Source organism: Streptomyces sp. NPDC005281, from assembly GCF_040607495.1.
Lineage (GTDB): Bacteria > Actinomycetota > Actinomycetes > Streptomycetales > Streptomycetaceae > Streptomyces.
This window is the reverse complement of sequence record NZ_JBEXGX010000028.1, coordinates 18900-40925: the sequence shown is the minus strand read 5'-3', so window position 1 is coordinate 40925 and position 22026 is coordinate 18900. Positions and strand designations below refer to the sequence as shown.

At 72.2% G+C, this 22026-nt stretch carries 21 protein-coding genes; 15 read left to right on the top strand and 6 right to left on the bottom strand.

Translation table 11 applies throughout. From position 1 onward, the window contains the following. Positions 1 to 100 precede the first annotated feature (100 nt). The 3 genes from rplM (at position 101) to glmM (ending at position 2661) form a co-directional block, all read left to right on the top strand. Positions 101 to 544 (top strand): 50S ribosomal protein L13, encoded by a 444-nt coding sequence (gene rplM / locus ABZV42_RS31640; protein ID WP_037626954.1) that lies wholly within the window; start codon positions 101 to 103, stop codon positions 542 to 544. Between the two features lie 42 nt (positions 545 to 586). Continuing rightward, entirely contained in the window at positions 587 to 1108 is a 522-nt protein-coding gene (gene rpsI / locus ABZV42_RS31635; RefSeq protein ID WP_355991331.1) for a 30S ribosomal protein S9, read from the top strand. 194 nt (positions 1109 to 1302) lie between these two features. Further along, entirely contained in the window at positions 1303 to 2661 is a 1359-nt protein-coding gene (gene glmM / locus ABZV42_RS31630; RefSeq protein WP_355991328.1) for a phosphoglucosamine mutase, read from the top strand. 64 nt (positions 2662 to 2725) lie between these two features. Here the strand turns inward: glmM and coaA are convergent, their stop codons facing one another. Then, on the bottom strand, positions 2726 to 3715 hold the full coding sequence (coaA, locus tag ABZV42_RS31625) for a type I pantothenate kinase (RefSeq protein WP_355989209.1): 990 nt from the start codon (positions 3713 to 3715) through the stop codon (positions 2726 to 2728). Positions 3716 to 3883: 168 nt separating this feature from the next. On the opposite strand from coaA, the gene glmS reads away from it, so the two are divergent. From glmS to ABZV42_RS31585, 8 genes are all read left to right on the top strand, one after another. Further along, the gene (gene glmS / locus ABZV42_RS31620) at positions 3884 to 5731 is read left to right on the top strand and encodes a glutamine--fructose-6-phosphate transaminase (isomerizing) (RefSeq protein ID WP_355989211.1); all 1848 of its coding nucleotides are present in this window, start codon (positions 3884 to 3886) and stop codon (positions 5729 to 5731) included. Between the two features lie 60 nt (positions 5732 to 5791). Next, positions 5792 to 6163: a holo-ACP synthase gene (locus ABZV42_RS31615; RefSeq protein ID WP_355989213.1), complete on the top strand. Its 372-nt coding sequence runs from the start codon at positions 5792 to 5794 to the stop codon at positions 6161 to 6163. Between the two features lie 204 nt (positions 6164 to 6367). Beyond that, positions 6368 to 7798, top strand: coding sequence for an NAD(P)H-hydrate dehydratase (locus ABZV42_RS31610; RefSeq protein WP_356054746.1), 1431 nt, complete (start codon positions 6368 to 6370; stop codon positions 7796 to 7798). Between the two features lie 801 nt (positions 7799 to 8599). Continuing rightward, positions 8600 to 9184 carry a L,D-transpeptidase family protein gene (locus ABZV42_RS31605; RefSeq protein ID WP_355989217.1) on the top strand — a complete coding sequence of 195 codons (585 nt, stop codon included), beginning with the start codon at positions 8600 to 8602 and terminating at the stop codon, positions 9182 to 9184. Positions 9185 to 9452: 268 nt separating this feature from the next. Continuing rightward, a complete protein-coding gene (gene alr, locus ABZV42_RS31600; protein WP_356054744.1) occupies positions 9453 to 10625 on the top strand; it encodes an alanine racemase in 1173 nt (390 codons plus the stop codon). A gap of 147 nt (positions 10626 to 10772) precedes the next feature. Next, on the top strand, positions 10773 to 11993 hold the full coding sequence (locus ABZV42_RS31595) for an alpha/beta hydrolase (protein ID WP_356054742.1): 1221 nt from the start codon (positions 10773 to 10775) through the stop codon (positions 11991 to 11993). An 87-nt stretch (positions 11994 to 12080) separates the two neighbouring features. Beyond that, positions 12081 to 12605 carry a tRNA (adenosine(37)-N6)-threonylcarbamoyltransferase complex ATPase subunit type 1 TsaE gene (tsaE, locus tag ABZV42_RS31590; RefSeq protein ID WP_355989281.1) on the top strand — a complete coding sequence of 175 codons (525 nt, stop codon included), beginning with the start codon at positions 12081 to 12083 and terminating at the stop codon, positions 12603 to 12605. A gap of 178 nt (positions 12606 to 12783) precedes the next feature. Beyond that, positions 12784 to 12972: a hypothetical protein gene (locus tag ABZV42_RS31585; protein WP_355989224.1), complete on the top strand. Its 189-nt coding sequence runs from the start codon at positions 12784 to 12786 to the stop codon at positions 12970 to 12972. 96 nt (positions 12973 to 13068) lie between these two features. On the opposite strand, the gene ABZV42_RS31580 is transcribed toward ABZV42_RS31585, so the two are convergent. Continuing rightward, on the bottom strand, positions 13069 to 13623 hold the full coding sequence (locus tag ABZV42_RS31580; protein WP_355989226.1) for a hypothetical protein: 555 nt from the start codon (positions 13621 to 13623) through the stop codon (positions 13069 to 13071). A 110-nt stretch (positions 13624 to 13733) separates the two neighbouring features. Between ABZV42_RS31580 and tsaB the strand changes: the two genes are divergently transcribed. From tsaB to ABZV42_RS31560, 4 genes are read left to right on the top strand one after another with little or no spacing between them, the layout of a single operon-like run. Further along, positions 13734 to 14396, top strand: coding sequence for a tRNA (adenosine(37)-N6)-threonylcarbamoyltransferase complex dimerization subunit type 1 TsaB (gene tsaB, locus ABZV42_RS31575; RefSeq protein ID WP_355989228.1), 663 nt, complete (start codon positions 13734 to 13736; stop codon positions 14394 to 14396). Between the two features lie 5 nt (positions 14397 to 14401). Next, entirely contained in the window at positions 14402 to 14887 is a 486-nt protein-coding gene (gene rimI / locus ABZV42_RS31570; RefSeq protein WP_355989284.1) for a ribosomal protein S18-alanine N-acetyltransferase, read from the top strand. Next, positions 14880 to 15989, top strand: a complete 1110-nt coding sequence (gene tsaD / locus ABZV42_RS31565; protein ID WP_356054740.1) for a tRNA (adenosine(37)-N6)-threonylcarbamoyltransferase complex transferase subunit TsaD — start codon at positions 14880 to 14882, stop codon at positions 15987 to 15989. Before rimI ends, tsaD begins: the two co-directional genes overlap by 8 nt. Then, positions 15986 to 16237, top strand: coding sequence for a hypothetical protein (locus tag ABZV42_RS31560; protein WP_355989232.1), 252 nt, complete (start codon positions 15986 to 15988; stop codon positions 16235 to 16237). The genes tsaD and ABZV42_RS31560 overlap by 4 nt, the downstream gene beginning before the upstream one ends. A gap of 177 nt (positions 16238 to 16414) precedes the next feature. On the opposite strand, the gene ABZV42_RS31555 is transcribed toward ABZV42_RS31560, so the two are convergent. From ABZV42_RS31555 to ABZV42_RS31540, 4 genes are all read right to left on the bottom strand, one after another. Next, a complete protein-coding gene (locus ABZV42_RS31555) occupies positions 16415 to 18721 on the bottom strand; it encodes a glycoside hydrolase family 3 N-terminal domain-containing protein (protein WP_356054738.1) in 2307 nt (768 codons plus the stop codon). A 53-nt stretch (positions 18722 to 18774) separates the two neighbouring features. Beyond that, a complete protein-coding gene (locus tag ABZV42_RS31550) occupies positions 18775 to 19674 on the bottom strand; it encodes a carbohydrate ABC transporter permease (protein WP_356054735.1) in 900 nt (299 codons plus the stop codon). Between the two features lie 4 nt (positions 19675 to 19678). Next, a complete protein-coding gene (locus tag ABZV42_RS31545) occupies positions 19679 to 20482 on the bottom strand; it encodes a sugar ABC transporter permease (protein ID WP_356054826.1) in 804 nt (267 codons plus the stop codon). A 107-nt stretch (positions 20483 to 20589) separates the two neighbouring features. Beyond that, positions 20590 to 21897, bottom strand: a complete 1308-nt coding sequence (locus ABZV42_RS31540) for an extracellular solute-binding protein (RefSeq protein ID WP_356054733.1) — start codon at positions 21895 to 21897, stop codon at positions 20590 to 20592. Positions 21898 to 22026: the final 129 nt, after the last annotated feature.

The window sequence follows — 22026 nt, the reverse complement described above, 5'->3', positions numbered from 1 at the left end:
CTGCACGCGGTATGCGTCACCGCAGTGCGGTCAGGGCTGTCGTGATCGTCCGTGGTGGCCATGTCAGGACCCACTCACTGAAGAAGCGAAGGCTACGACCGTGCGTACGTACAGCCCCAAGCCCGGCGACATCACTCGCCAGTGGTACGTCATCGACGCCCAGGATGTCGTCCTGGGTCGTCTGGCGACCACTGCAGCGAACATCCTGCGGGGCAAGCACAAGCCGATCTACGCCCCCCACGTCGACGCTGGTGACTTCGTCATCATCATCAACGCGGACAAGGTGCACCTCTCCGGCAACAAGAAGACCCAGAAGCTGGCGTACCGCCACTCCGGTTACCCGGGTGGTCTGCGCTCCGTCCGTTACGACGAGCTGCTGGCGAAGAACCCCGAGAAGGCCGTCGAGAAGGCCATCAGGGGCATGGTTCCCAAGAACACCCTGGGCCGTCAGGTGCTCTCGAAGCTGAAGGTCTACGCGGGCGAGAACCACCCGCACGCTGCGCAGCAGCCGGTCCCGTTCGAGATCACCCAGGTCGCGCAGTAGTTCCGGCCACCCCCTAAGACATAAAGAAATCTGAGGAGAATCGTGGCCGAGACCACCGTTGAGCAGCCGGTCGAAGAGACTGAGCTCGTCGACATCGAGAACTACACCACCGAGTCCGAGGTGCCCGTCGAGGGCGAGTACACCTCGGAGTCGCTCGCGGGCCGCTTCGGCGACCCGCAGCCGGCCGCCGGCCTGGGCCGTCGCAAGAACGCCATCGCCCGCGTCCGGATCGTCCCGGGCACCGGCAAGTGGAAGGTCAACGGGCGCACGCTCGAGGACTACTTCCCGAACAAGGTCCACCAGCAGGAAGTCAACGAGCCCTTCAAGGTGCTCGAGCTCGACGGCCGCTACGACGTCATCGCCCGCATCTCGGGTGGCGGCGTCTCCGGTCAGGCCGGTGCCCTGCGCCTCGGCGTGGCCCGCGCGCTGAACGAGGCCGACGTGGACAACAACCGCGGCGCCCTCAAGAAGGCCGGTTACCTCAAGCGTGACGACCGTGCGGTCGAGCGCAAGAAGGCCGGTCTCAAGAAGGCCCGTAAGGCTCCGCAGTACAGCAAGCGTTAATCTTCGCTGCTTGCTTCTGCGCGTACATACGCGTAGCTCCGAACGCCCCGGCTGCACCCAACAGTGCCGCCGGGGCGTTCGTTTATCACAGTGGTTGGGCGTATAACGGCACAAGGTGCTCAAAGGCTCATGTGATCGGATGACTCCGTATCCTCGGGGGACTTCCGTACTTTGCAGCTTTCTCAGGAGGACAAGTGGGACGACTCTTCGGCACGGACGGCGTGCGTGGTGTCGCCAACGCGGATCTGACGGCCGAGCTCGCGCTCGGGCTCTCGGTGGCAGCGGCGCACGTACTCGCCGAAGCGGGCACGTTCGCAGGCCACCGGCCCGTGGCCGTGGTCGGGCGGGATCCGCGCGCGTCCGGGGAGTTCCTGGAGGCCGCCGTGGTCGCCGGCCTCGCCAGCGCCGGTGTGGACGTCCTGCGCGTCGGCGTGCTGCCCACCCCGGCCGTGGCCCATCTCACCGGGGCGCTGGGCGCCGACCTCGGCGTGATGCTCTCCGCCAGCCACAACGCCATGCCGGACAACGGCATCAAGTTCTTCGCCCGCGGCGGGCACAAGCTCGCCGACGAGCTCGAGGACCGGATCGAGGGCGTCTACGAGGAGCACCGCACCGGCGCCCCCTGGGACCGCCCGACCGGCTCCGGCGTCGGCCGGGTGAACTCCTACGACCAGGGCCTCGACCAGTACGTCGCCCACCTCATCGGAGTTCTCCCCAACCGCCTCGACGGTCTGAAGGTCGTCCTCGACGAGGCGCACGGCGCCGCCGCCCGGGTCTCCCCCGAGGCCTTCGCGCTGGCCGGTGCCGAGATCGTCACGATCGGCGCGGAGCCCGACGGGCTGAACATCAACGACGGCTGCGGCTCCACCCACCTGGAGCTCCTGAAGGCCGCCGTCGTCGAGCACGGCGCCGACCTCGGCATCGCGCACGACGGCGACGCCGACCGCTGCCTCGCCGTGGACCACACGGGCGAGGAGATCGACGGCGACCAGATCCTGGCCGTACTCGCGCTGGCGATGCGGGAGCGTTCCGCACTGCGCTCCGACACCGTTGTCGCGACGGTCATGTCCAATCTGGGCTTCAAGCTCGCCATGGAGCGCGAGGGCGTCGCCTTCGTCCGGACGGGCGTCGGGGACCGTTACGTCCTGGAAGAGATGAAGCGGCACGGCTACGCGCTGGGCGGCGAGCAGTCCGGACACGTCATCATCCTCGACCACGCCACCACCGGCGACGGCACGCTCACCGGCCTGCTGCTCGCGGCCCGGGTCGCCCAGACCGGCCGTACGCTCCAGGACCTCGCCTCGGTCATGGAGCGGCTGCCGCAGGTCCTCGTCAACGTGCCCGACGTCGACCGCTCGCGGGTCGGCACCTCCGCCGAGCTCGCCGCCGCGGTGGCCGACGCGGAGCAGGAACTCGGCACCACCGGACGGGTGCTGCTGCGTCCCTCCGGCACCGAGCCGCTCGTGCGCGTCATGGTCGAGGCCGCCGACATCGACCACGCCCGCTCGGTGGCCGCGCGCCTCGCCGACGTGGTGAAGTCGGCGCTCGGCTAGGACGCTCGTCACGCACGCGTGAGGCCCGGCACCCTGGGGTGCCGGGCCTCACGCATGCGTGGGACTACAGCTTGCGCAGGCTCAGGCGCTGCACCTTGTGGTCCGGGCCCTTGCGCACGACGAGGGTCGCCCGGCCGCGGGTGGGGGCCACGTTCTCCAGCAGGTTCGGCCTGTTGATGGTGCGCCAGGTCGTACGGGCGTAGTCCAGGGCCTCCTCCTCGGAGACCTGGGTGTACCTGCGGAAGTACGAGTCGGTCTTCTGGAAGGCCGTCGCGCGCAGCTTGCGGAAGCGGTTGAGGTACCAGCGCTCGATGTCCTCGGGGCGGGCGTCGACGTACACGCTGAAGTCGAAGTAGTCCGCGAGGCCGACCCGGGTGCGCCCGTCCTTGCCCGGCAGCGCGGGCTGGAGGACGTTCAGGCCCTCGACGATGAGGATGTCGGGGCGGCGGACCGTGAGCCGCTCGCCGGGGACGATGTCGTAGATCAGATGCGAGTAGACGGGCGCCGTGACCTCGTCCTTGCCCGCCTTGATGTCCGCGACGAACCGGGTCAGGGCCCGCCGGTCGTACGACTCGGGGAAACCTTTCCGCGACATCATGCCGCGGGCCTCCAGCTCCTTCGTCGGGAGCAGGAAGCCGTCCGTGGTGACCAGTTCGACGCGCGGGTGCTCGGGCCAGCGGGAGAGCAGGGCCTGGAGCAGGCGGGCCACGGTGGACTTGCCGACGGCCACGGAACCCGCGACGCCTATGACGAACGGGGTGCCCGACTGCGAGCCCTTCTCGCCGAGGAAGGTGTTCAGAGCGCCTCTGAGCCCGTCCGTGGCGCCGACGTACAGGTTCAGCAGCCGTGACAGCGGCAGATAGATGTCCCGCACCTCGTCGAGGTCGATGACATCGCCCAGACCGCGCAGCTTCTCGACCTCCTCGGCGTTCAGCGGGAGCGGCGTCTTTTCGCGCAGCGCGCTCCACTCGGCACGGGTGAGGTCGACGTAGGGAGTCGCCTCCGGCTTGGACCGGTGGGCGCTCCGCGGCAACGGGGAGACCGGAGAGATCACAGTCCATTGTTAACGGAGTTTGAACGGGGTGGGAGGTGGGGTGCGTCACGCCGGGTGACACCGGCGGGGTCCCCGGAGCGTCCGGCCACCTCCGGAAGGCGGCCGGAATCTCCGATATCGGGCACGGTGAGCCTGATTCGGGGCGGCGGTGGACCGTACGCTGCCGCCATGTGCGGAATCGTGGGTTATGTGGGGTCGCAGTCGGCGCTCGACGTAGTGATGGCCGGACTGAAGAGACTCGAGTACCGGGGATACGACTCGGCGGGTGTCGCCGTCCTCGCGGACGGAGGACTCGCCGTCGCGAAGAAGGCCGGGAAACTGGTCAACCTGGAGAAGGAGCTGGGCGGCAGGCCCCTGCCGGCCGGAACGACGGGCATCGGGCACACTCGCTGGGCCACCCACGGAGGCCCCACGGACGCCAACGCCCATCCGCACCTCGACAACGCGGGCCGGGTCGCCGTCGTCCACAACGGCATCATCGAGAATTTCGCCCTGCTCCGCGCCGAACTGGCCGAGCGGGGGCACGACCTGGCCTCCGAGACGGACACCGAGGTGGTCGCCCATCTGCTCGCCGAGGAGTACTCCTCGTGCACGGACCTGGCGGAGGCGATGCGGCTGGTGTGCCGACGCCTGGAGGGCGCGTTCACCCTGGTCGCGGTGGACGCCGACGAACCGGACGTGGTCGTCGGCGCCCGCCGGAACTCGCCGCTGGTGGTCGGTGTCGGGGAGGGCGAGGCCTTCCTCGCCTCGGACGTCGCCGCGTTCATCGCCCACACCCGGTCGGCGATCGAGCTGGGGCAGGACCAGGTGGTCGAACTGCGCCGCGACGGAGTGACCGTCACCGGGTTCGACGGCAGCCCCGCCGAGGTCCGCTCGTACCACGTCGACTGGGACGCGTCGGCGGCGGAGAAGGGCGGCTACGACTACTTCATGCTCAAGGAGATCGCCGAGCAGCCCAAGGCGGTCGCCGACACCCTGCTGGGACGGATCGACGCGGCCGGTTCGCTGACGCTCGACGAGGTGCGCATCCCGGTACGGGCGCTGCGCGAGGCCGACAAGGTCGTCATCGTCGCCTGCGGGACCGCCTTCCACGCCGGGCTGATCGCCAAGTACGCCATCGAGCACTGGACGCGCATCCCGTGCGAGGTGGAGCTGGCCAGCGAGTTCCGCTACCGGGACCCGATCCTGGACCGGCAGACGCTCGTCATCGCGATCTCGCAGTCCGGCGAGACCATGGACACGCTGATGGCCCTGCGGCACGCCCGCGAGCAGGGTGCCAGGGTGCTGGCGATCTGCAACACCAACGGCTCGACGATCCCGCGCGAGTCCGACGCGGTGCTGTACACGCACGCGGGCCCCGAGGTCGCCGTCGCCTCCACCAAGGCGTTCCTGACCCAGCTCGTGGCCTGCTACCTGGTGGCGCTGTACCTGGGCCAGGTGCGCGGCACCAAGTGGGGCGACGAGATCCAGGCCGTCATCCGGGAGCTGTCCCGCATCTCCCGCGAGGTCGAGCGGGTCCTGGAGACCATGGAGCCCGTACGGGAGCTCGCGCGCTCCCTCGCAGGCAAGGACACCGTGCTGTTCCTCGGCCGGCACGTGGGCTACCCGGTCGCGCTGGAAGGCGCCCTGAAGCTCAAGGAGCTGGCGTACATGCACGCCGAGGGCTTCGCCGCGGGGGAGCTCAAGCACGGCCCGATCGCGCTGATCGAGGAGGACATGCCCGTCGTGGTCGTGGCCCCGTCGCCGCGCGGCCGCTCGGTCCTGCACGACAAGATCGTCTCCAACATCCAGGAGATCCGGGCCAGGGGCGCCCGCACGATCGTCATCGCGGAGGAGGGCGACGAGGCGGTCGTCCCGTATGCCGACCACCTCATCCGCATCCCGGCCACCCCCACTCTGCTCCAGCCGCTCGTGTCGACGGTCCCGCTCCAGGTGTTCGCCTGCGAACTGGCGACGGCCCGGGGCAACGAGGTGGACCAGCCGCGCAACCTGGCGAAGTCGGTGACGGTGGAGTGAGCGGCGCGGCCGTGCGAGGCCCCGCGGTGGGCCCGGCCCGACAGGCCCTAGGGTGCGGACATGAGCATCATCGGGGTCGGTATCGACGTGGCCGAGATCGACCGGTTCCGGGCGTCGCTTGAGCGGACGCCCGGACTGGCCCAACGTCTCTTCGTGGAGAGCGAGTTGCTGCTGCCCAGCGGTGAACGGCGGGGCGTCGCCTCGCTCGCGGCCCGCTTCGCGGCGAAGGAGGCGCTGGCCAAGGCGCTGGGCGCGCCGGCGGGCCTGTACTGGACGGACGCCGAGGTCTACGTGGAGGACAGCGGGCAGCCCCGGCTGCGCGTGAAGGGAACGGTGGCGGCCCGGGCGGCCGAACTGGGCGTCTGCTCCTGGCACGTGTCGCTCAGTCACGACGCCGGGGTGGCCTCGGCGGTGGTGGTGGCGGAGGGCTAGCCCTGGCCGACCTCTCCGGGCGGAGCGGTACGGGAGCCGTGCGGGCCCGCATCGGACAGGGGTCCACGGCGCCCGGCCCATCTGGCGTGCGGGCTCCGGAGCGGGTTCACGGGTCCGCCCGGTGCGGGGGCTACGGACCGGGTTCACGGGTCCCCCCCGGCCGGGAGCGCGCACCGGGCGGGCCGGTGCGGGAGACTCGGCGTCATGCGTACTGCGTACTGCGTGGAGACCGTGAGAGCCGCCGAACGGGAGCTGATGGCACGGCTCCCCGAGGGGGCGTTGATGCAGCGGGCGGCCGCCGGACTCGCCGCCGCCTGCGCCGACCTGCTGGGCCGGGTGTACGGCCGCCGGGTGGTGCTGCTGGTGGGCAGCGGGGACAACGGCGGCGACGCCCTGTACGCCGGGGCGCGCCTCGCCCGGCGCGGGGCCGGCGTCACCGCGGTGCTGCTCGCCCCCGGCAGGACCCACCCGGGGGGCCTGGCGGCGCTGCTGCGCGCCGGCGGCACCTCGGCCGCGCCCGCAGCCGCCGAACCGCTCCTGCGGCGGGCCGACCTCGTGGTCGACGGCATCGTCGGGATCGGCGGCAAGGGCGGCCTGCGGCCCGAGGCCGCGCGCCTCGCCGCCCTCGCGGACGCCTCCCGTGCCGCCGTCGTCGCCGTCGACCTCCCGAGCGGGGTCGAGGCGGACACCGGTGAGGTGCTCGGCCCGGCCGTGCGCGCCGATCTCACCGTCACCTTCGGCACCCACAAGCCGGGGCTGCTCGTCGACCCGGCGCGCGGGTACGCCGGTTCCGTACGCCTCGTCGACATCGGCCTCGACCTGCCGGACCCGGCCGATCTGGAGGCGCTCCAGCACAGCGATGTCGCGGCCCGGCTGCCCCTTCCTGGCGCGGCGAGCGACAAGTACCGGCGCGGTGTCGTCGGGATCGCCGCCGGGTCCGCCCGCTACCCCGGGGCCGCCGTGCTGGCCGTGGCCGGGGCGCTGCGCGGCGGGGCCGGGGCGGTGCGGTACGTCGGGGCCGCGGCGGACGCCGTCATCGCTCGGTTCCCGGAGACGCTGGTCTCCGACACAGGTCCGGCGAAGGCGGGCCGGGTCCAGGCGTGGGTGGTGGGCCCCGGTGCCGGGGACGACGCCTCGGCGGTCGCGGAGGTGCTGGCCGCGGACGTGCCGGTGCTGGTGGACGCGGACGGGCTGCGGCTCGCCGACCGCGGGGCCGTACGGGCCCGCAGCGCGCCGACGCTGCTGACCCCGCACGCGGGGGAGGCCGCCGCGCTGCTCGGGGTCGCCCGGGAGGCGGTCGAGGCGGCCCGGCTGGCCGCCGTGCGGGAACTGGCGGGGCTGTACGGCGCGACGGTCCTCCTCAAGGGCGCGACGACGCTGGTCGCCGGTCCCACGGGCGGCGCCGTGCGGGTGAACGCCACCGGGACGGCTTGGCTCGCGACCGCCGGGAGCGGGGACGTTCTGTCGGGGCTGGCGGGGTCGCTGCTCGCGGCGGGACTCTCCGCGCTCGACGCGGGCAGCGTCGCCGCGTACCTGCACGGCCTCGCGGGCCGCTTCGCGGCCGACGGCGCCCCCGCGGGCGCCCACGACGTGGCCGAAGCGGTCCCAGCCGCCTGGCGGGACACCCTCGACTGACCCCACGTCACGCCACGTCACGCGGCTGGGCGCTGCTCGGCCTGGGTCGGCCCGATCTGGGTCGGTCCGGCTCGGCTCGGTCCAGCCCGGCTCGGTCCGGCCGAGCCCGGCCCGGACCAGGACCCGGTCGGATCGGGCTGTGCCGGGTCTCGGGTTCCGGGTCGAGGGACGGGGCCGCCGGTGCCCGACCGGCCGCGAAGCGGGTGACGGAGGGTTGCACACATCGGGGGACCCCTTGCGCGCGGCGCGGGCAGGGGACGTGTGATGTTGCGTATGTCTGTTCGCGTGATGAGCAGACGAAGGGCTTGCCGGGGGATCGCGGTGCTGCTGGCGGCGGTGACGGCCGTGCCCGTCGGGACGGTGGCGGCCGCGGCCGTTCCGCTGCCGCCCGCCTCCGGGCGGGCCGTCGAACCGTGGCCCGGTGCGGCGAGAGGACTCCGTCCGTCCTGGCCGGGTGACATCCCGGGCGGCCGGATACTGCCGGCGGCCTCGACGCCCTTGGGCATGCCCGCCGCGGGGCGGGGCCTGCGGGGCGACGCGCCGGGGGGCATGGACGCGCCGGTCGCGTTCACGCCGGAGACAGCCGCGCCCGTCGGGTCCGGGCCGGCCGGGTCGATGCCGGCCGGGTCCGGGTCGAACGGGTCCGGGCCTGTTGGGTCGCCGCACGGGTCGACGCCGGGCCGGTCCAGGCCGATCGGTTCCAGGCCGGTCGGGTCCGGGCCGGTCGAGTTCGGAGCGTCCGGGGCGGGTGCGTCCGGGCCGGCTGCTTCGGGTGGCGTTCGGGGTGACCGGTCCGGGGTGGTGTGCGACGGGCGTGGGGGCCCGTATCAGCGGCAGGCCGAGCGGTGGCTGAAGCTGAGGGCGGACGGGAAGCAGTCGGCGGCCGACTGCCGGGCCGTCCGCGCCTTCCAGCGCAAGCACGGCGTCGAGCCCGCCACCGGGACCGCCGGAGCCACGACCTGGGCCCGCATGCGGTCACTCTCGGCCGGTGGCGCCCCACGCACCCTCCGCGGCTGCCCGGAACGCTCGTACCGGATCGCCTGCGTCGACCTCACCCACAAGCGCACCTGGGTGCAGCAGCGGGGCCGGATCCTGTTCGGCCCGGTGCCGATGCGCAGCGGCGGGGTCCGGCACCCCACCCGCACCGGCTGGTTCCGGATCTTCTGGAGACACCTTCACCACTGGTCGACCCTCTACAACAGCCCCATGCCGTACGCCCAGTTCTTCAGCGGCGGGCAGGCCTTCCACGCCGTGCGCGGCAGCATCCGCACGGTCGGCGGCTCGATGGGCTGCGTGAATCTGCGGCTCGCCGACGCCCGCGGGCTCTGGAAGGTGCTCAGGAAGGGCGACCACGTCTATGTGTGGGGCCGACGGCCCCGGGGCTAGTGCCGCGACAGGCGACGTTCGCCCCGTCGCGACTCCCGGCACGCACTCTCGCCGCACCGGCCGAAAGCTCAAGTACATCCAGTACGAGGGCTTCCGGCCGGCGCACCGAGAGCACGCACCGGGCGCCGCTCCTTGACGGGCAAACGTTGCCTGCCGCGGCACTAGCTAGGTGCGCGAGCGTCCGCCCAGGTCCCCGGGCCGGCCCCCGGGTCCGTCCCGGGGACCGGTGCCGGAAGGCCGCCGTGCGCCTCTGAGAGACTGGGGCGCGATGACAGAGACAGCACACCCGCGGACGGCGCCCCTGCGCGCCCGCGCCGAGATCGATCTGGCCGCCCTGCGAGCCAACGTACGGGCCCTGCGTGCCCACGCGCCGACCGCGGCCCTGATGGCCGTGGTCAAGTCCGACGCGTACGGCCACGGCGCGGTCGAGTGCGCCCGCGCCGCGCGCGAGGCGGGCGCCACCTGGCTCGGCACGGCCACCCCGGAGGAGGCGCTCGCCCTGCGGGCGGCCGGACTGCCGGGACGCGTCATGTGCTGGCTCTGGACCCCGGGCGGTCCCTGGGCCGAGGCCATCGAGGCCGATATCGACGTGTCGGTCAGCGGGACGTGGGCGCTCAGGGAGGCCGTGGCGGCCGCCGGGACCGTCGGAGTGCGCGCCAGGGTGCAGCTCAAGGCCGACACCGGCCTCGGGCGCGCCGGCTGCCAGCCCGCCGACTGGCCTGAGCTCGTCGCCGAGGCCCTGGCCGCCGAGGCGCGCGGGCTGATCACCGTCACCGGACTCTGGTCCCACTTCGCCTGTGCCGACGAGCCCGGCCACCCCTCGATCCAGGCCCAGCTCGCGCTCTTCCGCGAGATGGTGTCGTACGCCGAGGCGCAGGGGGTGCGCCCCGAGGTGCGGCACATCGCCAACTCGCCCGCGACCCTGACCCTCCCCGAGAGCCACTTCGACCTCGTAAGGACCGGGATCGCGGTCTACGGGATCTCGCCGAGCCCCGAGGTCGGCACCCCCGCCGACTTCGGACTGCGCCCCGTGATGACGCTCAGCGCCTCGCTCGCGCTGGTCAAGCACGTGCCGGCCGGGCACGGTGTGAGCTACGGCCATCACTACGTCACCCCGGGCGAGACCACCCTCGGTCTCGTCCCCGTCGGCTACGCGGACGGCGTCCCGCGGCACGCCTCGGGCACCGGCCCGGTCCTGGTCGGCGGCAAGTGGCGTACCGTCGCGGGCCGGGTCGCCATGGACCAGTTCGTCGTCGACCTCGGCGGCGACGAGCCGGAGCCCGGCGCCCGCGCGGTCCTGTTCGGGCCGGGCGACGGCGGCGAGCCCACCGCCGAGGACTGGGCGCGCGCGGCGGGGACGATCGCGTACGAGATCGTGACACGCATCGGAACCCGCGTTCCGCGCGTCTACGTGAAGGTGAAAGAGGAACAAGGCGGGTAACACCCCTTAGCCGAACAGGCGCGCGGGACCGGCGAGCGAACGGCGCCGGGCGGCACACGGCGGGCGGAAGCCGCGCCGGAGCGCGCACAGCCCAGAGCCGACAACCGACAGCGGACAGCCGAGAGCCGGAGCGAAGAGGAGCGGGACGTGAGCGAGACCAGTGCGGAGGCCGTCGTGAGCGCGGCCTCGGCCGCCGCCTCCTCCGCCGGGAACTGGCGCAAGGCCGGCGTCGCCGGGGCCGCGATAGGCGTGATCGCGGCGGGCGCCGCGGCCGGGGTCGCGATCGAGCGGCTCACGGTCGGACGCGGCATGCGCAGCAAGGCGCGCCTGGCCCTCGACTCGACCGGCCCGTACGGCGCGCTGCGCGGCACGCCGGGCAAGGCGTACTCGGACGACGGCACCGAGCTCTACTACGAGGTCGACGAGACCGGTCCTGAGTCCTCGCTCGCCCCGCGTCGGCTCCGGCTCTTCGGCCGCAAGGCCCCCGCCCCCGTCACGGTCGTCTTCAGCCACGGCTACTGCCTCAACCAGGACTCGTGGCACTTCCAGCGCGCCGCGCTGCGCGGTGTCGTGCGCACGGTCCACTGGGACCAGCGCAGCCACGGGCGGTCCGGGCGGGGTGCGGCCCAGCTGGAGGACCGCAAGCCGGTCACCATCGACCAGCTCGGCCGCGACCTGCTCGCCGTCATAGAGGCGGCGGTGCCCGAGGGCCCGATCGTGCTCGTCGGGCACTCCATGGGCGGTATGACCGTCATGGCGCTCGCCGAGCAGTTCCCCGAGCTGATCCGCGACCGGGTCGTCGGCGTCGCCCTGGTCGGTACGTCCTCGGGGAGGCTCGGAGAGGTCAACTTCGGGCTGCCCGTCGCGGGCGTCGCCGCCGTGCGGCGCGTGCTCCCCGGTGTGCTCAAGGCGCTCGGGCAGCAGGCGGCCCTGGTGGAGAAGGGACGGCGGGTCACGGCCGATCTGTTCGCCGGGGTCATCAAGCGGTACTCGTTCGCGAGCCGGGACGTCGATCCGGCCGTCGTGCGGTTCGCCGAGCGGATGATCGAGGGCACGCCGATCGACGTGGTCGCCGAGTTCTACCCGGCGTTCACCGAGCACGACAAGACCGCCGCGCTGGCCCGTTTCGCCGACCTGCCCGTCCTCGTCCTCGCCGGGGTCAAGGACCTGGTGACGCCGAGCGAGCACAGCGAGGCCATCGCCGACCTGCTGCCGGATGCGGAACTGGTCCTCGTCCCCGACGCGGGACATCTGGTGATGCTGGAACATCCCGAGGTCGTCATAGACCGCCTCGCCGACCTTCTCGCCCGCACGGGAGCGGTGCCGATCACCGCTACCGTGGGTGGCTGCGACTCCGCCTCCTCCTGACGGAGCCGGCTTCCAGCCCTCGGCTGCGGTCCAGCCCGGACCCTCCCTCACGGGATGTGGCACGTGTACTACGCTAAGTGAGTGACGATGGAAGACATCTCGACATCGCGCGCCTCGGCTCCGGACGGCGTCGCCGCCCGGCTCACCGTCAACTCGCCCGAGCAGATGCGGGAGTTGGGCCTGCGCCTGGCCAAGCTGCTGCGCGCGGGCGATCTCGTGATGCTGAACGGCGAGCTCGGCGCGGGCAAGACCACGCTGACCCGCGGACTCGGTGAGGGGCTCGGCGTCCGCGGCGCGGTCACCTCGCCCACCTTCGTCATCGCCCGCGTACACCCCTCGCTCGGCGACGGTCCGCCGCTCGTGCACGTGGACGCGTACCGCCTCGGCGGCGGGCTCGACGAGATGGAGGACCTCGATCTCGACGTCTCCCTGTCCGACTCCGTGATCGTCGTGGAATGGGGCGAGGGCAAGGTCGAGGAGCTGACCGACGACCGGCTGAACGTGGTCATCCACCGGGCGGTCGGTGACACCACCGACGAGGTGCGGCACGTGACGGTCACGGGACTCGGGCGGCGCTGGGCCGCCGCCGATCTGACGGTGCTCGCGGCCTGAGCGGCGCGGGCGCCCTCGCTCGTGCATCGCGGGCGTCGTCGCTCGTACATTCGGCCAACGATTCCGACAGGACGTCGGCAAAATATTGCGTTCGGCGTCCCGGCCGTGGTCACATGGACATCGGTACGTGGTTAGGTCTACCTAACCACGTCTGCCCCCGAAGCCCGAGGAGGCGTCCATGTCGGCAGCAGAGTCGGCTGAAGTGCCGGCTTCAGAACATGACGTGCCTGCCGCGCCGCGCGCGACGGCCGGGGTGTCGATGCGGGATCTGCTGGCGGCGTGCGCCGCGGCGGAGGCGGTGTCCAGGCCGCCACTCGCGCCCCTGAGCGAACCCGGCACCGCGGAGCGCCCCCGCAGGGCCGCCTGACACCGAAGCGTGGCCTTCCACCGCCGGGTGGGGCGGGGTGCCGCGGCGGATCGGCGCGAGGCCGGAACGCCAGGACGCCGGATGCCGCTTTCGCGGTTACTTGACGACGACGACCTTGGCACCCACGGTCGCGAAGCCCCACATCGCGTCGCCGTCGGCGCGGGCGGAGCGGATGCCGCCGAGCTTCTTCTCGGGGTCCGGCGCGTCCGTGGAGCCGTTCACCGCGGCGCTGAAGCCGATGGCGACATTGTTGACCAGGGCGAACCGCACGATGTGCTCGATCTGTGTCCCGTCGGACCCGGGGGAGGCGCCCGTCCGCGACGTGACGGCGTAGGTGCCAGCGGCCGGTTCGACGGTGCCCGGCGTGACCTGGAACGTGCGCCGCACCTTGTTCCCCGCGCCGACGAGCCACACCCGGTCGGCGCCGAGCGAGTAGACGACCCGCACACCGGCGCCGGACGGGGCCGGCAGCGCGGCGGGGTCCTTCTTGGCCCGGGGGGTCTTGGGGGCGGAGGACTTGGCCGTCACGGTCCGGCTCGGCTCGCCCAGGGCGTTCGGAACGTTCGCGGATGCCTGGAAGGCGAGGAAGCCGACCGCTACGAGCGCTGCCACGGTGAGCCCGGCCACGATTCCCGAGCTGCCCTTAGCCACCTTGTGTGCCCACCTCTCGACCTTCGTACGTACTTGCTGTGACGGTAGCAGCCGAGGGACGGGAGTCCCGGGCGGCCTTGCGTCGGGCTCAGGCGCCGTACGCTGTTTGCGTGCTCTTGCTCGCTCTGGATACCGCCACCCCCGCTGTGACCGTCGCCCTGCACGACGGCACGTCCGTCATCGCTTCGTCGAGCCAGGTGGACGCGCGCCGGCACGGAGAGCTGCTGCTGCCGGCCGTCGACCGGGTGCTCACCGAGGCAGGCCTCAGGCTGGACGCCGTCACCGGCATCGTCGTGGGCGTAGGCCCCGGCCCGTACACGGGGCTGCGCGTCGGCCTCATGACCGCCGACACCTTCGGGCTCGCCCTCGGCGTGCCCGTGCACGGCGTGTGCACCCTCGACGGGCTCGCCTACGCGGCCGACGACACCGCCTTCGACGGCCCGTTCGTCGTCGCCACGGACGCCCGGCGCAAGGAGGTCTACTGGGCCCGCTACGCCGACCGCCGTACGCGGCTGTCGGAGCCCGCCGTGGACCGCCCCGCCGAGATCGACGAGGCGATCGCCGCGCTGCCCGCCGTCGGCGCGGGCGCCCTCCTGTACCCCGACACCTTCAGGGACCCCCGCGCGCCGGAGTACGTGTCGGCCGCGGCCCTCGCCTCCCTGGCCGCCGAGAGGCTGGCCGCCGGCGAGGAACCGGAGCCGCCCCGGCCGCTGTATCTGCGCCGCCCGGACGCCCAGGTGCCCAAGAACTACAAGGTGGTCACCCCCAAGTGACCCTCATGCTGCGCGAGATGCGCTGGTGGGACATCGATCCCGTACTGGAGCTCGAGAAGGAACTCTTCCCCGTGGACGCCTGGTCCCGGGGCATGTTCTGGTCCGAGCTGGCCCACTCCCGCGGGCCGGAGGCTACCCGGCGCTATCTGGTCGCCTGCGAGGGCGAGGTGCTCGTCGGCTACGCCGGGCTCGCCGCCTCGGGAGACCTGGGTGACGTGCAGACGATCGCCGTGCGGCAGGACCAGTGGGGCACCGGCCTCGGGGGCCGGCTGCTCACCGAACTGCTGCGGGCCGCGAGCGAATTCGACTGCGCCGAGGTGATGCTCGAGTGCCGCGTGGACAACGTGCGCGCGCAGAAGCTCTACGAGCGCTTCGGCTTCGAGGCCATCGGCTTCCGCCGCGGCTACTACCAGCCGGGGAACGTGGACGCCCTCGTGATGCGCCTGCACGACCCGTCGACCTCCGTACAAGGAACAGAGACCCATGGCTGACGAACCGCTCGTCCTCGGCATCGAGACCTCCTGCGACGAGACCGGCGTCGGCATCGTCCGCGGCACCACCCTGCTCGCCGACGCCATCGCGTCGAGCGTCGACGAGCACGCGCGCTTCGGCGGGGTCGTTCCCGAGGTCGCGTCCCGGGCGCACCTGGAGGCCATGGTTCCGACCATCGAGCGGGCGCTGAAGGAGGCGGGGGTGTCGGCCAGGGACCTGGACGGCATCGCGGTCACCGCCGGGCCCGGGCTAGCCGGGGCGCTGCTCGTCGGGGTCTCGGCCGCGAAGGCGTACGCGTACGCGCTGGGCAAGCCGCTGTACGGCGTCAACCACCTCGCCTCCCACATCTGCGTGGACCAGCTGGAGCACGGCGCGCTGCCGGAGCCGACCATGGCCCTGCTGGTGTCCGGCGGCCACTCCTCGCTGCTGCTGTCCACCGACATCACCTCCGACGTAAGGCCGTTGGGCGCGACCATCGACGACGCGGCCGGCGAGGCCTTCGACAAGATCGCGCGCGTGCTGAACCTCGGCTTCCCGGGCGGCCCGGTCATCGACCGCTACGCCAAGGAGGGCGACCCGAAGGCCATCTCCTTCCCGCGCGGTCTCACCGGGCCGCGCGATCCGGCCTACGACTTCTCCTTCTCCGGTCTGAAGACCGCCGTGGCCCGCTGGATCGAGGCCAAGCGGGCGGCGGGGGAGGAGGTGCCGGTGCGCGATGTGGCCGCGTCCTTCCAGGAGGCCGTGGTGGACGTGCTCACCCGCAAGGCCGTCCGCGCGTGCAAGGACGAGGGCGTCGACCACCTCATGATCGGCGGTGGCGTGGCCGCGAACTCGCGGCTGCGGGTGCTCGCCCAGGAGCGCTGCGAGGCCGCCGGTATCCGGCTGCGGGTGCCGCGCCCCAAGCTGTGCACGGACAACGGCGCGATGGTCGCCGCGCTGGGCGCCGAGATGGTCGCCCGCAACCGGGCCGCCTCCGACTGGGACCTGTCGGCGGACTCCTCGCTGCCGGTGACGGACCCGCACGTGCCGGGGCGCGGGCGGACGCACGCGCACTCGCACGATCACGTGCACGAGGTCGCGAAGGAGAACCTGTACCCGTGACCGTCGCGCTGATGTGGGAGGCACGGGCCGTCCCCGGCCGGGGCGACGACCTGCTGGCCTGGGTGCGGGGGCAGGAGGTCCCCGGGGACCCGGTGCGGCGGGAGATCCTGCGGGCCCCCCAGGACCGGGTGCTCGTCATCACCTGGTGGGACGCGGAGTACGACGCGGAGCTGCCCGAACTGAGCGAACCCGACGGGGAGTTGGTGTCCCGTCCGGTGCACAGGTGGCGCTTCGAGTCGGTGGACTGACGGCGGCGGCCGGGGTTTCCTCCCGGTGGCCCGGTGGCCCGGTGGCCCGGTGGCCCGGTGATGCGGTGGCCCGGTGGCCCCGCCGACGTGGTGTCCCGGGTGGCCCCGGTGGCTCGGGTCCCGTGCTGGATGCACAGGGTCCGGGGCACCACCGGGGGCCGGGCCCACCCCTCCGGATCAGGACACCTGCTCGATCTCCGTCTCGCAGCGCATGCGCCGGTCCGTGCCGAGCCGCCGTACCGGACCCGTCAGCTTCAGCCGGGCCGTGTGGCGTACGTCCGCGCTGGAGGCGGCGAGCCGCAGCTCCAGGGCGCCCGGTTCGACGATCCGGGTGCCGGCGCGGTCGGTGAACGCCGAGAGGTCCGCGTGGAAGCGGAAGGTCACCCGGCGGGCCTCGCCCGGAGCCAGGTCCAGGCGCCGGTAGCCGATCAGCCGTACGTCCGGGCGGGTCACCGAGGCCACCGGGTCGTGCAGGTACAGCTGGACGACCTCGGCGCCCGCGCGCTCGCCGGTGTTGCGGACGGTCACCGACACGTCGTACGAACCGTCGGTGCCGATCTCGGTCTCGGGCACCTCGACCGGCTCCCAGTCGAACGACGTGTACGAGAGGCCGTGGCCGAACGGGTACAGCGGCGTCGGGTCCAGGTTGCTGACCTCGCCCGCCAGGCCCAGCGGCGGCTGGAGGTAGGTCCACGGCTGGCCGCCCGGGTCGCGCGGCACGCTCACCGGAAGCCTGCCCGACGGCCCGACCCGGCCGGACAGCACGCCCGCCACCGCGGGGCCGCCCTCCTCGCCCGGGAAGAACGCCTGGACCACGCCGCCGAGACGGTTCTGCCAGCGGCCCAGCGCGTAGGGGCGACCGGTGAGCAGTACCAGGACCACCGGGACGCCCGTGGCGACCAGCGCGTCCAGCAACTCACCCTGCACACCCGGCAGGCCGAGGTCGGCCACGTCGCAGCCCTCGCCTGAGGTGCCCTGCCCGAACAGCCCGGCACGGTCGCCGAGCACCGCCACGCACACGTCGGCCTCGGCGGCCCGTGCCACCGCCTCCTCGAAACCGGACCGGTCCGGTTCGGAGACCCCGCAGCCCTGCGCGAACGTCACCTTGGCGTCCGGCAGTTCGGCGCGCAGCGAGTCGAGCACGGTCGGTATGTCCACGCCGGTCGGCACCTCGGGGTGGTGCGTGAGCACGTGTGACGGGAACGAGTAGCAGCCGAGCATCGCCAGGGAGTCCGCCGCGCGCGGACCGACCACCGCGATCCTGGTGTCCGGGGCCAGCGGGAGCACGCCGTCCGCGTGGTCCAGCAGGATCACCGACTCCTCGGCGAGCCTGCGGGCGAGCGCCCGGTTGCCCGCGGAGTCCAGGTCGACGGGGCGGCCGGTCTCCGGCCGCCAGTCCTCGTCCAGCAGGCCGAGCTCGCACTTCTGGAGCAGCACCCGGCGGGCCGCCCGGTCGATCAGCGACTCGGGGACGGTGCCCGCGCGGACGGCGGCGACCAGCGGCTCGCCGTAGCACTTGAGCGTGGGCAGCTCGACGTCGATGCCCGCCTCCAGCGCCTTGTGCGCCGCCTCGGCCTCGCTGCCCGCCACCCGGTGCAGGGTCTGGAGGAAGCCGACACCGAAGTAGTCCGAGACGACCGTGCCGGTGAAACCCCACTCGTCGCGCAGCAGCTCGGTCAGCAGGTGCGGGTCGGCCGACGCCGGGACGCCGTCCGTGTCGTTGTAGGCGGCCATCACCGAACGCGCGCCGCCCTCGCGCAGAGCCATCTCGAACGGCGGCAGCGTGATGTCGGAGAGCTCGCGCACTCCCGCCCGCACCGGCGCCAGGTTCCGGGCACCGGCCGAGGCGGCGTACCCGGCGAAGTGCTTGAGCGTGGCCACGATCCCGGCCGACTCCAGGCCCCGCACATAGGCGGTGGCGACGGTGCCGACCAGGTACGGGTCCTCGCCGATCGTCTCCTCCACCCGGCCCCAGCGCAGATCGCGGACCACGTCCAGGACCGGGGCGAGGCCCTGGTGGACGCCGACCGAGCGCAGGTCGTCGCCGATGCGCCGGCCCAGCTCCTCCACCAGCGCCGGGTCGAAGGTGGCGCCCCAGGACAGCGGGACCGGGTAGGCCGTCGCCTGCCAGGCCGTGAAGCCCGCCAGGCACTCCTCATGGGCGACCGCGGGGATGCCGAAGCGGCCCGCTTCGACGATCCGGCGCTGGGCGCGGGCCAGGGCCTGCGCGCCCAGCGCCGGGTCCACGGGGGCGGTGCCGAAGGAGCGGGTCAGCTGGCCGAGACCGGCGGTGATCAGCTCGTCCCAGTCGTACGCGGAGGACATCTCGCTCTGGAGCGGGGCGACTCCGCCGCCGTCCGTGGCGGCTCCCACCCACACGCCGTACAGCTGGGCGGTCTTCTCCTCCAGGGTCATCCTGGAGAGCAGGTCGTCGACGCGGGTCGCGGCGGGCAGGGCGGGGTCGCGCCAGGGAGCGGTGGTCATGGAACTCCTGTCGGGGAAAGGGGGGTTCGCCGACCGCCCCTGGTCGTACACGTTCACTTGCCGCCCACACCCATGAGGCCGCCGACCAGCGCGCGGCGGGCGACCAGGTACACGATGAAGATCGGGGCACCGGAGAGGACGACGGAGGCGAGGATCGCGGGAATGTTCACGCCGAACTCGCTCACGTAGTCGAACAGGCCGAGGGTCAGCACCCGGGGCCCGTCGGACTGGGTGAAGATCAGCGGGAAGAGGAAGCCGTTCCACGCCTGTAGCGCCGCGTAGATGACGACGGTGCTGATCCCGCCCTTGGCCATCGGGATGACGAGCTGGAACAGCATCCGGGTGGTGGACGCGCCGTCCAGCGCCATCGCCTCGTACATCTCCTCCGAGATGTCCCGCAGCGTGCCGGTGAGGATCAGCACCGACACCGGCATGGCGAACGCGGCCGTCGGCAGGACGATCGCGAGCAGGCTGTCGTAGAGGTTCAGCTTGGCGATCATCAGGTAGAGGGGCACCACGACGGCCTGCGCCGGGATCGCCACGCCCAGCAGGAACAGCCGGAACGCGGCCCCCGACCAGACACTGCGGGTCCGCACGGCCACGTAGGACAGCGGGACGCACAGCACCAGGACGATCAGGACGACCCCGGCCGCCGCCAGCACCGTGTTCCACAGCAGATGGCCGAAGCCGTTGTGCAGGACGGTGTCGTAGTTGTCCAGGGTCGGATGGGACGGCGGCTTCAGGGCGCTGTGGCCCAGTGCCTCGTCCTGGTGGGTGAGCGAGGCCGAGATCATCGCGTAGATCGGGATGATCACGACGGCCAGCCAGATCAGCGTCCCGGCGCCAGCGAGCGGGTTGGCGCGCCTGGACCAGCGCCCGCGGCGGCGCACGGGCCGCTCGGCGGCCGGGGCGGAGTCCGCCTTCACGGGACGGGGCAATGTGTCGTGTGACATGTCGTCACATCCCTTCCCTGGTGCTGCGCATCGCGCCGAAGCCGGACAGTCTCACCATCAGCAGGGACAACGCGGTCGCGGCGAGCACCAGGAAGGAGGCGACGGCGCTCGCGTAGCCGAAGTCGTAGCTCTTGAAGCCGGCCTCGTACATCAGGTACGGCAGGATCGCCGTGTCGGTGCCCGGACCGCCCTGGGTGAGGATGAGGACCGTCTCGAAGTATGTGAGCGAACCGACGACCATCAGCACGCCGGACGTCGTCGCCGTGTTGCGCAGCTGCGGCAGCGTGATCGAGAAGAACTGCCGCAGGCGTCCGGCCCCGTCGATCGACGCGGCCTGGTAGAGCACCTCGGGGATCTGCCGTGCCCCGCCCTGGTAGATCAGGGTGTGGAAGGGGATGAACTGCCAGCCGCCGACGAACACGATCGCGAGGAACGCGCCGCTGGTCGTGCCGAGGGTGTCCTTGTGGATGATGCCGAAGTTCGGGTCGAGCAGCGCGTAGAAGAGCAGGGAGATCGCCGTCGACGACAGCAGGAACGGCACGAAGAAGATCGCAGAGAGCACCGCGCGGTTGCGCTGTCTGCCCGCCGCCCACACGCCCAGCAGAAGCGAGATCACCGTCTGGAACGCCCAGCTCACCACGGTCAGTCCGACGGTGACCGTCAGCGACTGGGTCAGCCGGTCGTCGCTCAGCAGCTTGCGCCAGTTGTCCAGACCGGTCGGCTTCGGGTCACCCAGGCCGTTCCACTTGGTGAACGACAGGTAGAAGGCCAGGAGCATCGGGACGATGGCGAAGAACGCGAAGAACAGGACGCCGGGAAGGGCTAGTGCCGCGCTCGGCCGGCCGGCCCTGTTGCGCCTGGTGGAGCGGGGACGGCCCGCGTCGTTCCGCGGGCCGTCCTTGACCTGCGGCACGCTCACTTCAGCCCCTCGAGCGCCGACACGAACTGCGCCGGCGAGGACTTGCCCACGAACAGCTTGTTGACCTCGGTGAGCATCGGAGTCGCCACGTTCGGGTCGACCGCCTGGTCCCAGCTCAGCGTGAACGCCGGGGCCTGCTGCACCATCTGGTACTGGAACTTGGCGAACTCCGGGTTCGGCGAGGCGTCCAGGAGGGTCGCCGCGTTCGAGGTGGCCGGGACGTCACCGTTGGCTATGAGTTCCTTGGTGTACGCCAGGGAGGCGGAGTCCCGCAGGAAGGCGATCGCCGCGTCCTTGTTGGAGGTGTGGGCGTTCACCGACCAGTAGTTGGTCGGGTTGCCGACCACGTTGCGGATGTCGCCGGCGCCGCCGTCGATCTGCGGGAAGGCGCACCAGCCCAGGTTGTTCTTGGCGAAGGCGGGGAACTTGCCGAGCTGCGTGGAGTACTCCCACGAACCCATCAGATGCATCGCCGCCTTGCCCTTGGCGAAGACCGCGGGAGCGCCGCCGTTGCCGTAACCCACCGAGCTGTAGCCCTTGCCGAAGGCGCCGTCGTCGATCAGCTGCTTGACCGTCTGGGCGGCCTTGAGGACGGCCGGGTCACCCCAGGCGGAGGCGTCACCGTTCTTGATCTTCTCGAAGACCTGGGGGCCGCCGATCCGGTCGACCAGGTACTCCAGCCACATCAGCTCGGGCCAGATGTCCGCTCCGCCCAGCGCGAACGGGGTGATGTTCGCCTTCTTCAGCTTGGTGTTGATGTCCAGCAGCTGGTCCCAGGTGGTGGGCGGCTGGAGCTGGTGCTCCTGGAAGACCGTCTTGTTGTAGAAGAGGATCACGGGCTGCATGCCACGCATCGGCACGCCGTAGTTCTTGCCGTCCAGTCCGCCCGACGCCAGCACCGACGGCAGGAAGCCGCTCTTGAGCACCGGGTCGGACGTGATGACGTCGGTCAGGTCGACCAGCTGGCCGGCCTCCCGGTAGGCCTTGATGGAGCCGCCGCCCCAGTTGAAGAAGACGTCGGGCGCGTTGGGCGAGCCCATCGCCGTGCGCAGCTTGGCCGGGTAGTCGGTGGCGGGCACCTTCTGGAGCTTGATCGTGCCCTTGGCCTTCTTCGCGGCGGCCGACGCGTTGAACCGGTTGACGGACTTGACCTGGATCTTCGCCGCGTCGTCTCCGTAGACGAACGCGGTGAGTGTCCCGTCGGCGCCGGAGCCGCCGCCGGAGCCGCAGGCGGTGAGCCCGCCGACAGAGGCCAGGGCGGCCGTGCCCGCGCCGAGGAACCAACGTCTGCTGTGGGACTCCATGGGACGGCACCTCTCGGTAAGCGCGAAGGATCGCCGATGATCCACCGCGAATGTTTCGAGTTATTTTTCGAATGTTCCGGGAACGTAGGACGATCCGGGGGGCCCGTCAAGAGGTTGCGCAGATATACG